Annotated in this window: 11 protein-coding genes; all 11 read right to left on the reverse strand. The window is 63.6% G+C overall.

The genetic code is table 11. The features are described from left to right. Nucleotides 1-16: 16 nt before the first annotated feature. Nucleotides 17-847: a carbohydrate ABC transporter permease gene (locus ACLGL5_RS28355; protein ID WP_069092531.1), complete on the reverse strand. Its 831-nt coding sequence runs from the start codon at nucleotides 845-847 to the stop codon at nucleotides 17-19. Beyond that, nucleotides 844-1,767 (reverse strand): carbohydrate ABC transporter permease, encoded by a 924-nt coding sequence (locus ACLGL5_RS28360; RefSeq protein ID WP_069092532.1) that lies wholly within the window; start codon nucleotides 1,765-1,767, stop codon nucleotides 844-846. The genes ACLGL5_RS28355 and ACLGL5_RS28360 overlap by 4 nt, the downstream gene beginning before the upstream one ends. Continuing rightward, nucleotides 1,760-2,911, reverse strand: coding sequence for an ABC transporter ATP-binding protein (locus ACLGL5_RS28365; RefSeq protein WP_069092533.1), 1,152 nt, complete (start codon nucleotides 2,909-2,911; stop codon nucleotides 1,760-1,762). Before ACLGL5_RS28365 ends, ACLGL5_RS28360 begins: the two co-directional genes overlap by 8 nt. Further along, entirely contained in the window at nucleotides 2,908-3,756 is an 849-nt protein-coding gene (locus ACLGL5_RS28370; RefSeq protein WP_069092534.1) for a metallophosphoesterase family protein, read from the reverse strand. The genes ACLGL5_RS28365 and ACLGL5_RS28370 overlap by 4 nt, the downstream gene beginning before the upstream one ends. A 244-nt stretch (nucleotides 3,757-4,000) precedes the next feature. Continuing rightward, entirely contained in the window at nucleotides 4,001-4,408 is a 408-nt protein-coding gene (locus ACLGL5_RS28375) for a carboxymuconolactone decarboxylase family protein (RefSeq protein ID WP_069092535.1), read from the reverse strand. Between the two features lie 204 nt (nucleotides 4,409-4,612). Then, a complete protein-coding gene (locus ACLGL5_RS28380; protein WP_069092536.1) occupies nucleotides 4,613-6,109 on the reverse strand; it encodes a sugar ABC transporter ATP-binding protein in 1,497 nt (498 codons plus the stop codon). Beyond that, nucleotides 6,109-7,152, reverse strand: a complete 1,044-nt coding sequence (locus tag ACLGL5_RS28385; RefSeq protein WP_069092537.1) for a hypothetical protein — start codon at nucleotides 7,150-7,152, stop codon at nucleotides 6,109-6,111. The genes ACLGL5_RS28380 and ACLGL5_RS28385 overlap by 1 nt, the downstream gene beginning before the upstream one ends. Then, nucleotides 7,149-9,272, reverse strand: a complete 2,124-nt coding sequence (locus tag ACLGL5_RS28390) for an ABC transporter permease (protein WP_494372811.1) — start codon at nucleotides 9,270-9,272, stop codon at nucleotides 7,149-7,151. Before ACLGL5_RS28390 ends, ACLGL5_RS28385 begins: the two co-directional genes overlap by 4 nt. A gap of 75 nt (nucleotides 9,273-9,347) precedes the next feature. Next, nucleotides 9,348-10,373 (reverse strand): sugar ABC transporter substrate-binding protein, encoded by a 1,026-nt coding sequence (locus ACLGL5_RS28395; protein WP_069092539.1) that lies wholly within the window; start codon nucleotides 10,371-10,373, stop codon nucleotides 9,348-9,350. A gap of 87 nt (nucleotides 10,374-10,460) precedes the next feature. Then, nucleotides 10,461-11,447, reverse strand: coding sequence for an ABC transporter permease (locus ACLGL5_RS28400; RefSeq protein WP_038647866.1), 987 nt, complete (start codon nucleotides 11,445-11,447; stop codon nucleotides 10,461-10,463). A gap of 271 nt (nucleotides 11,448-11,718) precedes the next feature. Continuing rightward, nucleotides 11,719-13,152, reverse strand: a complete 1,434-nt coding sequence (locus ACLGL5_RS28405) for a DHA2 family efflux MFS transporter permease subunit (RefSeq protein ID WP_069092540.1) — start codon at nucleotides 13,150-13,152, stop codon at nucleotides 11,719-11,721. Nucleotides 13,153-13,227 lie beyond the last annotated feature (75 nt).

The following is a 13,227-nucleotide window of genomic DNA, read 5'->3' on the forward strand; positions in this document are numbered from 1 at the left end:
CTCCTTGTTGGCCCGGTCAGCCTTTGAGACCGGTCATGGTGATGCCCTCGACGAAGCGCTTCTGCGCAAGCAGGAAGGCGGCGACGAGAGGAAGGGTGATGATCAGCGTGGCGGCCATCAGCGCGCCGTAGTCGTCGCCGGCCTCGGCGGCGCGGAAATACATCAGGCCGAGCGGTGGCGTGGCGTAGGCCTGTTTGCTGACGACGATCAGCGGCCAGTAGAGATCGTTCCAGTGCGCAACGACGGAAAAGATCGCGAAGGCGGTGACCGCCGGCCAGGCATTGGGCACGATGACGCGCGCGACGATGCCGAATTCGGACATGCCGTCGAGCCGTGCCGCGTGCAGCAAGTCGTCGGGCATGGCGCGGAAGAACTGCAGGAACATGAAGATCGCGAACACCGATATGGTAAAGGGCGCGACCAGCGAGGTGTAGCTGTTCAAGAGCGACATCCGGTCGAAGGCGACGTAGAGCGGCAGCGCCGTCGCGTGGATCGGCACCAGCAGGCCGAGCATGACCAGCACCATCATCAGCTGTGCGGCGCGGAACTTCAGCTTGGCCATCGCGTAGGCACAAGGGATCGCCACCACGAGCTGGAAGAAGAAGATCAGGCCGCACACGACGACGCCGTTCCACAGCAGCGTCGCCATCGGCACCTTGGCAAACGCCTTGGCGAAATTCTCGGCGAAGTAGAAACGCTGCGGGATCAGCGACAGCGACGAGGTGAAGATGTCGCTCTGCGTCTTGCCCGCGGTCGAGATCATGAAGATGTAGGGCGCAAGGATCATCAGCGCACCGAGCGAAAGCAGCGCGAAGCGGATGATGCGGCCGGCCGGGATGCTGTTCATGTGTAATGCACCCGCCGGTCGAGCACGCGGTATTGCAGAAGCATCAGCACGACCAGGATCGCCAGGAAGACGACCGTCATCGCCGAGGCGTAGCCGACACGCAGATAGACGAAGCCCTCCTGGTAGATGGTGAAAAGCAGCACTTCGGAGGCCTTGTTGGGCCCACCGTCGGTCAGCATCTTCACCGTCTCGAAGACCTTCACCGCATTGGTGATGCTGATGGTGACGACGAAGAGCGTCGTCGGCCCGAGCATCGGCCAGGTGACGAGGAAAAACCGGTCGAGCGCCGATTTCGCGCCGTCGACATGAGCGGCGGCATAGAGCTCGCGCGGGATCGCCGTCAGCCCCGCCAGGAACAGCACCATGTTGAAGCCGACCGACTGCCAGATGCCGATGATCGACAGGCTGTAGAGCACGGTGCTCGACGCACCGAGCCAGTTCGGGCCGGGAATGCCGGCGAGCGAGAGCAAAGCGTTGAGCGGCCCGATCGTCGGGTGGAAGATGTATTGCCAGACCGTCGCCATGGCGACGATCAGCGAGGCGACGGGCAGAAAATAGACGGTGCGGAAAAAGCCGCGCGCCCGTCCCTCGCCTTCGATCAGCAGCGCAACCCCCAGGCCAAGCATGATCGAGACCGGCGCGACGATCGCCGTATAGACCGAGGTGTTCCACAGCGACCGGCGGAAGGTGCGGTCGTTCAGGAGATGCGCATAATTCTCGAAGCCGACGAAGCGAAATTTGCCGTAGCCGAGCTCGAAATCGGTGAAGCCGAGGAAGATGACGGCGGCCACCGGCAACAGCACGAACAGCAGCAACAGCACGATGGCCGGCGCCGCCAGCAGCCAGGCGGTCCGGTCCTCGCTGCGCGCGCGCAGTGCCGCGGCGCTCGCGACATTGCCCGCCAGCGCGACGCTAGCCATAGGCCGGCTCCTGCCGCGCACTCGCCGCGATGCGCAGCCGCTTTCCCTCCGGCCCGAAGACCATCGCCTGTTCAGGGGCCAGGACGACACCCACCTTCATTCCGGCGATCAAGTCCCTCGCCTCCTGAGGCGCCAGCTTGGCGACGACGCTGTCGCCCGAGGCATCGAGGCGGCAATGGGCAATGACTTCCGAGCCGAGGAATTCGAGACGCTCGATCCGCCCGGCAAGGCCGCTGCGCCCGCTTGGGGACAGTTTGACGAATTCCGGCCGGATGCCGAGGCTGACCGGGCCGTTTGCCACCTTCTCCAGCAAAGCCAGCCGGATGCCTTCGAAGCCGACACGGCCGTTTTCGGCAAGCGCCGGGATGATGTTGATCCTCGGCTGGCCGACGAAACGCGCGACCTCGATATGGGCGGGATCGTTGTAGATCACATCGGGCGCGGCGAGCTGCAGCAGATTGCCGCCGATCATCACCGCAACCCGGTCGGCCATCGAAAGCGCCTCGGCCTGGTCGTGCGTCACATAGAGCGTCGGCACGCCGGCGCGGCGGTGCAGTTCGACGATCTCGCCACGGGCATGCACACGCAGATTGGCATCGAGATTGGACAGCGGCTCGTCCATCAGGAAGATGCTGGGGTGGCGCACCATGGCGCGCGCCAGCGCCACGCGCTGCCTCTGGCCGCCCGACATGTGCCCGGGCTTGCGGTCGAGCAGATGGTCGATCTTGAGCAAGACAGCCATCTCGCGGACATCGCGCGCAATGCCGGTGCGGATCTCCTTCTGGCCGGGCAGCAGGGAGCCGACCAGCGGCAGGCGCCGCGACCGGCTGAGCCGCTTCATGGCAAGCGGCACGGCAATGTTCTGCCCCGCCGTCAGATGCGGGTAGAGCGCGTAGGACTGAAACACCATGGCAATGTTACGGTCGGCCGCGGCAACCGGCGACATGTCCTTGCCGTTGACGAAGATATCGCCGCTGTCGGCATGGTCGAGCCCGGCCAGGATGCGCAGCAAGGTGCTCTTGCCGCATCCCGAGGGGCCGACGAGCGCGATGAATTCGCCGGCTTCGACATCAAGGCTCACACCATTCAAGATGGCATTACCGCCGAAGGATTTTTTCAGGCCGCGAAGCGACAGCGCGCTCATGACGCGACCCGCTTTCGAACCTTGTGCGCCTCGTGCGGATAGACCTCGGCCACCACATCATCGAGGACGTAGGTGGTCATGCCGGGGATGGCGACGATCTCGCTGGCGACCGTATCGCCGAATTGGTGCCCGAACTGATGGATGACGGCGCCAAGCAGCCGCTCGCCCGGCATGTCGCGCTCCATGTCGCCGACCACGAAGGCCGCCGACGGACCCCAGACCAGCGACGTGTTTTCATACCGGCCTTGCCATGCCCGGTGCAGGTGGCCGCTTGCGAACAGCGCGACATCGTGCGCGGCGATCAGATCGTAGAGGCGCTGGCGCTGCGCCGGCCTGACGCTCCAGTAGCCGGTATCACCCTCGCCGGGCGCATCGACAAACAGCGGCTTGTGGGCGAACAGCGCAACGCGCCGGCCGCCGCGGCTTTCCAGCGCGCTGCGCAGCCATTCGAACTGCGCCTCGTCCTCGGCATCGTCAAAGCCCATCAGCAGGCTGTCGAGCCCGATGAGACGCCAGCTCCCGGCGTCCTCCATCCAGTAATCGGGGCCGACCAGCCGGCGCCAGCGCTCGAGGCGTCCGGCATTGACCGGCTGCAGCGAGCCCGGCAGATGACCGACATCGTGATTGCCGGGCACCAGTAGCATCGGCGCGGAGACTTCCCGCATCAGATCCATGCAGAAGGCGATGTCGTCATCCTTGTCGGCACCGTCGACGCTGAGGTCGCCGGTGTGGATGACAAGATCGGCGCAGCTCTGCTCGATCCAGGCGGCGAGCGGCGCCCAATTGCCGTTGAAGTGCGGCTTGGTCGGACTGAAATGTGTGTCTGTGATCTGAACGATTTTCATGCCGGCTCCACCATGCAGCCGCGCCCCCAGGCAAGCGGCATCGCATAGGGGCTTCCTTAGTGCCGTTCCATGTCACTTCCTTAACAGCGGCTGGGATAAATCGTGCAATTGCGGGAAACGGTCGTCGAAGTGCGCCAGAGGCATGCGCCACAACGCGGAAATCGAAAAAATTCAGCCGCTTACCGTCGATACGCGACCCATTGGCCGCGCTCACAATCTTGTGACGCGCGGCTGGAGATCATGCTCACTTCACCTCGAATTGCGGATCAACCGGGATCTGCATCGCCGTCACCAGATGGTTGGTCTGGCCCGCCAGCCCGATGATCGAGATCAGTTCGCCATGCTGTGCATCGGTCATGCCCTTGGCACGCGCCGCGGCCGTGTGCGAATGGACGCAGTAGGAGCAGCCATTGGCGGTCGAGACGGCAATGTAGATCATCTCCTTGGTCAGCGGATCGATGGCGCTGTCGGCCACCATCACCGCCTTCAGCTGCTCCCACACCCGCTTCAGCGACGCCGGGTCATTGGCCAGCCCGCGCCAGAAATTGTTGACGAAATCCGATTTGCGAGTCGACCTGATGTCGTCGAACACGGCCTTCACCGCCGGGATTTTTTCGACCTCGGCATCGTTGAGGAGTTTTGTCGTGGCCATGGAGGGGTTCCCTTCGTTTTGAATCAGATTCTGAGCAGATCCGCCCAATCGATTGGCTCGATTCACTTTCCCAGCGCCGGCGTCGAGATTCAGGTCAGGCCGAGTCGAAAATGGTGGCTTTCGAGAACCGGAGCGGAGCGTACTGAAGTACGTGAGCACCGGAAGCGCAGGAAGCCGCCATTTGCAGGCCGGCCTCACCTGAATCTAATGCACGGCCGCGTACATGATCTTCTCCTCCGTGGCCTCCGCCGGCGAAAACTCCTCGACGATGCGGCCCTGTCGGCAGACCAGTATCCGGTCCGACAGGTTCATGATCTCCGGCAAATAGGACGAGATCACCACGACGGCCAGACCCTCATCCGCCAGCCGGTTGATGATCTGGTGGATCTCGGCGATGGCGCCGACGTCGACGCCGCGCGTCGGTTCGTCGAAGATGACGATGCGCGGCTGCTGCACCAGCCCCTTGCCGATCACCACCTTCTGCTGGTTGCCGCCGGACAGTTCGACGACGCGGGCATTGTCGTTGATCGCCTTGATGTTGAGCGTCTTCGTCCATTCGGCGGAAAGCTGCCGCATCTCCTGCTGGTTGATCACCCAGGCCTTTTCGCGGCCCGCAGCGAGCAGCCCGCCGAACAGGTTTTCGGCAATGCCCATCGTCTCGAAAATGCCTTCGCTCTTGCGGTCCTCGGTGACGTAGACGATGCCGTCGGCCACAGCCTCGCTCGGCACGAGATAGCGCACGGGCCTGTCGTCGAGCTCGATCGCGCCGCCGCGCAGAAAATCGCGCTTGTAGATGCCCGAGACGATCTTGAAGGTCTCGGTTCGCCCGGAGCCGATCAGCCCGAACACGCCGGTGATCTGGCCCTCGAAGATCGAGAAGGAATTGTTGCGCACGACATTGCTCATCGAAATGTCCTGCACCGACAGCACTTTCTTGCCGGCCTTGCGCAGCTTGGCCTCGTCGCGCTGGCGGTAGATCTGGCCTGACAATGTGCGCCCGACCATGGCGGCGACGATCTTGTCGCGGTCGAAGGCCGACTTGTCGTCGGTGATGACCAGTTCGCCGTCGCGCAGGATGGTGATGCGGTCGGCAATCATCAGCGCCTCCTCCAGCGCGTGGCTGATGAAGACAATGGAGACGCCGCTCGCCTTCAGCCGGCGGATCAGCGCGAAGAAGTGGCGCTTTTCTTCCGGCGTCAGCGTCGCCGTCGGCTCGTCGAAGATGATGATCTCGGCATTGTGGTGCACGGCGCGCGCGATCTCAACCATCTGCCGCTTGGCGGCGCCCAGCGTCGCCACCATGGCGTTCGGATCGACGGGGAAATTCAGCGACTGCAGGAATTGCTGTGCTGAAATATACGTGCCGCGCAGCCGGTTGAGGAATTTTTCAGTGCCGAGATAGAGGTTCTGCGCCACCGTCATCGACGGCACCAGGCTGGTTTCCTGGAACACCATGGCGATACCGGCCTCGAGGGCGGCATGCGGCGAGGCGTAGGCGATCTCACGGCCCTTGTGAAACATCTCGCCCGACGTGGCGTCGACCACGCCGGCGATGATCTTGGTCAGCGTCGACTTGCCGGCGCCGTTCTCGCCAAGCAGCGCGTGGATCTCGCCCTTGCGCAGCTCGAAGCTGACATTCTTGACCGCGGGCACACCGCGATAGTTTTTGGTGACGTTTTCCAGGCGAACGATCGGTTCCATCAAAAACCGCCCGCGTCGAGCACGCAGTCGCCGCCCTTGCAGGCGATGAACAGCCGTCCGTCCTTTTCCGCCACGCTGCAGATGCCGTGGCGCGTGCCGTTGGCGCGGCTGTGCAGGCTGAACTGCGGCTGCATCTTTGCATCGAGCCGGACCACCAGCCCGTAGGAACGGCTCGGCGACCACGGCTTGTGGATGCCCATGGTGCGTATGCCGCCGCATTGCAGCGGCTCGAGGAAGCTGAGGTTGGAGGCGAGCGCCGGCGCGATCCAGTAGGCCGGCGGCACCTGGTCGATCATGTCCTGCCGGTAGTGCGTTTCCTGCAGCACGAATTCGATCAGCCGGTTGCGCGGCGCAAACAGCGCCAGCCAGGCGCCGCCATCGCCGGCCGGCGCAAGCCGCGCGGGATAGCCAGGCAGATGCGTCAGCACCGTCGAACGGCTGCCGGTCGCGCCTTCGAAGCGGATGAGTTGGTGGCGCCAGCTTTCGCTGACCAGCACGTCCCCGCCAAGAGGTTGGAGCCCATAGGGAAAAGCGAGATCGTCGGCCACCTTGCGGAACGCGCCGCCCGTGGCGTCCCGCTTCCAAAGCGAACCGGACGCACCCTTCTTCATCAGATCGGCGGCCCATTGCGAGGGCGCATGTTCGGCCGAACCATTGGCCAGCCACAACGTGCCGTCCTCGACATAAGCGAGCGCGGTTATGCAGCTGAGATCCGCCGGCAGCGAAACGTCCATGCCTGATATCAGCAGCTTGCCGCTTTCGAGCGCTACCGTCAGGTCGCCCGATGGCGACAGCGCCAGCGCCGTGATGGGCGACGGAAAGGTGTCGTTCACCTTGGGCTCGGCTCCGGCTGCAAGCGAATAGACGGCGTTGCCGCTGGAGGCGAGCAGCCGATCACCCGAGACCAGCAGATTGTCGGGCTCGCTCAGCTCAGCAAATGCCGGCGCGTCATCCAGCCGCGTGTTGGGCCGGAAAGCGCCGTCGAGCGGCGGGATGGTCACCGCCTTGCCGCGAAACATATCCAGGATCGGATCGAGGATCATGGCTTTGCTCCCCAATAGGAAGCGGGGCTGGTCCAGTTCGGGTCGGCGCCTGATATCTTGTAGCGGCCGACGCGGTTGTTGAGGATGCCGCCGACGAAGAGATAGCCCTTGTGTTCGCGCATTGAGGTGACCATCGGATGGGCGTCGCCGGAGAGGTCGCCCAGCGCCTCGACGATGCCGCCCTTCTCGTTGAATTTCACCACGCCGCCGGTGTTGATGTTGGGGAACAGCCACTCGTCCTGCGGCAGCCGGCGCGTCATGCGCTTGCGCATGTCGGGATGGCGCAGCGAGAGATCAAAGCTTGGCGTGCGCATGCCGAGCCACGCCATCCAGTAATTGCCGTCCGAGGCCCGGTTGATGTTGTCGGGATAGCCCGGCATGTCGCGGATGACGCATTCGGCGGTGCCGGCCTTCCGCCCTTCCAGCCAGTAGCGATGCACGCGGCAGGCCCAGCTTTCGGCGAAGAACAGCGATTTGCCGTCATGCGCCATGCACACGCCGTTGGTGTAGCGGTAGCCGTCGAGGAGCGTCTTGGTCGAGCCGTCCCTGGGGTCATAGACCAGCAGCCGGCCGGTGGCGCGGTTTTCGATCGAATCCAGCGCCCAGTCATGCGCGTCGTAGCGCTTGGTCGAGTCGGTGAAATAGATGCGGCCGTCCGGCGCGATGTCGCAATCATTGGGATCGCGCAGCCGGGCATCGTCGACGATCGAGGTCCAGGAGCGCGCGGTCTCGGCCGTCAGGCGTTTTACCTCCCGCTGCGGCGAGACGGAATAGAGCCCCATGGCGCCGACGCAGCTGATCAGGTTGCCTGTCTTGTCAAAGGCCAGGCCCAGCGGGAAGCCGCCAATATGGGCGAACACTTCCGACTTCACATAGTCGGGCGCGAAGAAGCGGACGATCTCGCCATGGCGGGTGCCGCAATAGAGATGGTCGTCGCGGTCGAGGATGACGTCCTCCGGCCCTTCCAGTTCGCCAAGCCCGATATGGTCGGCCGCCGACAGCCGGTTGTCGAGTTCGTAAGGCGTGCCGGAGCCCGGCACTGCCGACTGTGTCTCGCCCATCTTGAGATAAACCGGCGCGACATAGACTTCATTCAGCACCTTGTGGCGGTTCTTCAGCCAGCGGATGTCGATGGTCACCGCCGCCGCCAGCATGATGCCGAGCACCATCTGGTTGGTGCCGGTGCCGTAGCCCAGCCGGATCAGCCCGTTGGTCATGGTCAGGACGATGATGGCGCCCATCAGCCCCTTGATCACCGAGCCGCGCCCACCGCCCAGGCTGACGCCGCCGACCACCGCCGCAGTGAGCGCCATGATCTCGAGGTTGAGGCCGGTGCCCGGCCCTGCCCCGCTCAGGCGGCAGGCGATGAGAAAACCGCCGATCGATGCGCAGAAGCCGGAAAAGACATAGGTCATGAACACGGTGCGGCGCACGCGGATGCCAGCATTGTGCGCCGAGCGCCTGGAGCCACCGACCGCCAGCACATGCCAGCCGGGCCGCGACCGCGTCAGTGCGATATGGGTGACGATGGCGAGGATGATGGCCAGCCACACCGAGACCGACAGGCCCCAAAAGGTGCTGTCGCCGATGAAATCCAGCACATCCGAGGTGGCGGTCGAAAGCTGCACGTCGGCGGCATAGGTGGTGACAAGGATGTCGAACAGTGCCCGGCCGAAGATGAAGGTGACCAGCGTGGTGAGAAAGGCGCGCAGCCTGAGGTAGCCGACGAGGTAGCCGTTGATGGCGCCGAAGATCAGCCCGGTGGCGAGCGAGGCGGCCATCGCCAGCCAGATCGACTGTTCGAGGATGAAGAAGACATAGACGGCGGAGAAGCACGACAGCGCGAAGATCGAGCCGACCGACAGATCGATGCCGCCGCCCAGCATCACCACCGTCATGCCGGTGACGACCATGGAGAATTCGCCAAGTTGGCGGGTCAATTCCTGCAGCGCGTTCAGCTTGAAGAAGCCGGGAATGATCGAGCCGAAACTCGCCAATGTCACCACCAGTGCCAGGAACGGAATGGCGTTGTCGGTCCAGCGTTTGGTCAGGATCTCGCCGACCAGATGGTCGGGCACGAGATTGTAGCGCCAGGATTGGAGGCGTTCGCGAAAGGACATTGGCTGCCGTGGCTTATGAGAAAGAGGTGGCCGAACTGATCCGGCCACCTCGTGGAGTCTATTCGACCGCGTAGCTTATTTCGCCGCCGCTTCTGCCTGTAGCGCCTTCAGATCCCAACAGCTGTCGGGTTTGAGGTCGGCCTTGGTCGTCGCCTTCTCCAGCGTGTAGATATAGGTGTGCGAGGTTCCGGCCGGCTGGCCGCTCTGCAGAAGGAATTTGATGATGGCGTTCATGTCGCCCGACTGGCGGGCGAGCTCGGTCATCACCACGGCGCCATAGGTGCCGTCCTGAAGCTTGTCGCAATCGGCGGCTTTTTCACCGCCGCCGGTGGTGACCAGGAACACCTTGCCGTCGAGCTTGGCGTCGCGGATCGCGGCGGATGCGCCGGTGGCGTCACCGTCCCAGAAATCGATGATCGAGCAGATGTCCGGGTTCTGCTGCAGCATCGTCGTCGTCACATTGCGCGAGGTCGTCGCATCCCAGTTGGAGTCGGGCTTGGCCACGACCTTGAAGTCGGGATGCTTGTCCAGCACCTTCATGATGCCGGCATACTGGTAGAGGCTGGAGGAGTTCGCCTGATCACCCTGCACAAGGCCGATCTTCTTGGAAGAATTCTCGCCGCAGCCCTTGATCGCTGCTTCGGCCTCGAGTTGGCCCAGTCGGTCCCAGTCGCTGCCGACAAAGGCGTCGGCCGGGAAGTTGGCGGGGTTGTCGACCAGAAGCACATAGGTGCCGGCGGCCTGCGCCTTCTTCATCAGCTTGGAATAGGAGTTGAGGTCCGGGGCGTGGATTATCAGCACGTCGGGCCTGGTATCGGACGAGATGGCATCGGTGATCGCCTGCGCGCCGGCGTCGACCACCCAGTTCGGATCGCGCGTCTCGAACGTGCCGCCCCAGGCCTCGACCTCCTTTTTCAGATAGTGCGCCCAGCCCTGCGCCAGGTCGAAGCCCATCGCCAGCGGCACCAGCATGACGCGCTTGCCCTTGAGCGCCTGTGCGTAGGCCGCCGGGCCCGGATCGTCGGCGGCGAAAGTCGGCGCCACGAAAGCGGTAATGGCGAGCGCCGTTGCTGCGGCCATAAATGTCTTGATCAGTCTCATGTCACATCCTCTGGTTCGGTTTTCATTGCCGGCCGATCGTCGCGATCGCGCCAGGTACCCCGAGCAAGATGGGCTAGCCCATCTGCTCTAAATGTCGCCCTGTTGCGCGGTCTGCTCGTCGCGCGGATTGATGATGCCGTCGACGATGATGGCCCCGAGCAGGATCGCCGCCTTGATCAGGTTCTGGTAGAGCAGCGGAATGTCGATGATGGTCATGGCATTGAGCAGGATGCCAATCAGCGCCGCCCCCACCAGCACATTGCGCACCCCGCCTCGCCCGCCGGACAGGCCGATGCCGCCGATCACCGCCACCAGCACGATGTCGTAGAGCAGCGTCGAATTGACGACGCGCGTGTTGATCGAATGCAGGCTGGACGCCGTCAGCAGGCCGGCGATCAGCGCCACGAAAGCGGAGAGCACGTAGCGCAGCACCAGCATCGGCCGCACCGGAATGCCGATGTTGCGGGCGGCGACCGGATTGTCGCCGGCGAAATAGATGTAGCGGCCCCATTTGGTGTAGCGCAGGAACAGGAAGAACAGGAAAGCCAGCCCGGCGAAAACGAACACCTCGATCGGGATATCGAGAAAGCGCAGGCCGCCGAGCAGTTCGACCCAATGGCCCTGCGGCACCGGAACCGCGTCCTGCGTGATCAGTTGCGAGCGCACATAGCCGAAGACGAAGGAGCCGGTTGCCAGCGTCACGAAGATCGCCGGCACGTCGGCATAGGCGACGAGAACGCCGTTGAGCAGGCCGATGGCGAGCACGCCGGCCACCACATAGGCGAAGGCCAGCCCGTCCGAGGTGCCGGTGTTGAGCAGTTGCAGATACCAGGCGACCGACATCGCCATGATCGCCACGGCCGACAGGTCGATGCCGCGGCCGATGATGACGACCGCCATACCGAGCGCCAGAATGCCCAGCACCGACACGGATCTGACGATAGCGACGAGGTTGTTGGGGTCGATGAAGCCTGGCAGGCCGATGGCAGCGGCAACGAACAGCACCACCGCGATGGCAAAGACAATGCCTTCCTGATTCAGGCTCCTGAGATTTAGCCAGCCGATCGCATTCATGTCTGCATTTGCCCCGATGGCAGCGCTGCCATCCCGAAAGCAAAAGCTAATCGGCTCTGCGCCGGTTCGTCAAATGAATCCGCGTTCAGAACGTGGCCATATACCGATATTCGCCGAGTGGACGCATCGATTGCCAAAACTGGTGCAATGCCCGGAAAATCCTGCATTTTTGGCAATCGATTGCGCCATCGCAGCCATTCGCGAAAGTGCGGCATCAAGGCGAAAGGATGAGGCGGAATTTATCTCCGCTTCAGGCGAGAAAATCCGATTCTCAATTCCTCGGCGCGTGGCCGGAAACCTCGGCGCCAGCGCCGAGCGGCAGGACGAGAAAACGCAGCGCCGCGACCAGCCCGATGGCGCCGATCACGAAAAAGGCTATTCGAAAATCGACGAGGTCGAGCGCCGGCTGCGCCCTTGCGATCTGCGACAAATTGAGAATCGCCGCCGCCACGGCGACGCCGAACAGCATCGCCACCTGCTGCAGCATCGAGGACAACGTCGCCGCCGAGCTGCGCTGCGCGGCTTCGATATCGGCGAAGGCCAGCGTGTTGAGCGCGGTGAACTGCATCGAGCGCGACAGCCCGGCGATCAGCATCAGCGCCACCACCAGTGCCTGCGGCGTCTGCGGCGAGATCACCCCGCAAGCCATGATCGAGGCCGAGGCGATGATGCCGTTGACCACCATCACAGAACGGAAACCGAAACGCCGCAGCGTTGGCGTCGTCACCGTCTTCATGCCGAGATTGCCAAGGAAATAGGCCAGGATCATCAAGCCGGCATCGACGGGCGAGAGGCCGAAGCCGAGCTGGAACAAAAGCGGCAGCAGGAAGGGCGTGGCGTTGATCGCCACCCGGAATATGGTGCCGGCGGCGAGCGTCGAGATGGCGAAGGTCAGCACCTTGAACGAGGAGAGATCGAGCAGCGGATGCGGAGCGCGCCGCAGATGCCGCACCGCCAGCCAGCCGATGACGATGCCCGCCGCGATCAGCGCCACTGTCGGCAGCATGCCATCTTCCGGGTGCGCGATGCGCTCGAGGCCGTAGAGCAGGCAGGCGAGCCCGAGCGAGGTCAGGAAAAACCCGAGCCAGTCGAGCGGCTTGGGATCGGCCTCGCGATCGCTCGGGATGAAGCGGGCAACCAGTGCCAGCCCAACCAGCCCAAGCGGGATATTGATGAAGAAATTCCAGTGCCAGGACAGAGCGGTGGTGATGAAGCCGCCAAGCACCGGACCGACCACCGGCGCGAACAGCGCCGGCCAGGTGATCAGCGCGGTGGCGTTGAGCAACTCGGATTTCGACGCATTGCGCAGGACGAGAATGCGGCCCACCGGCGTCATCAGCGCGCTGCCCAGCCCCTGCACGGCGCGAGCGACGACAAATTGGGTCAGATTTCCCGAAAAGCCACAGGCAAGTGAGGCCAGCGTGAACAGCGCGATCGCCACGAGAAAGATGTTGCGCGCACCGAAACGGTCGGCGAGCCAGCCCGACAGCGGCACGAACACCGCCATGGTCAGCATGTAGACCGTGATGCCGATGCTCATTGCCACGGCCGGCACACGGAAGGATTCCCCCATCTGCGGCAGCGAGGTCGAGATGATCGTCGAATCCAGCAGCTGCATGAAGAAAGCGATTGCGACGATCAGCGCCACGCGCCGCGCATTGGTGGCCGTTTCGGGTAAGGCTTCAGTCTCGGGAATGGCAGTCATGTCGATCCGGTTTGAACAGCATTTAGCCGGCAGCGTCCAGACACAGCGCAACAAACTTTCGTGTCGCGCCGCGGC

The organism is Mesorhizobium sp. U510 (assembly GCF_059180695.1).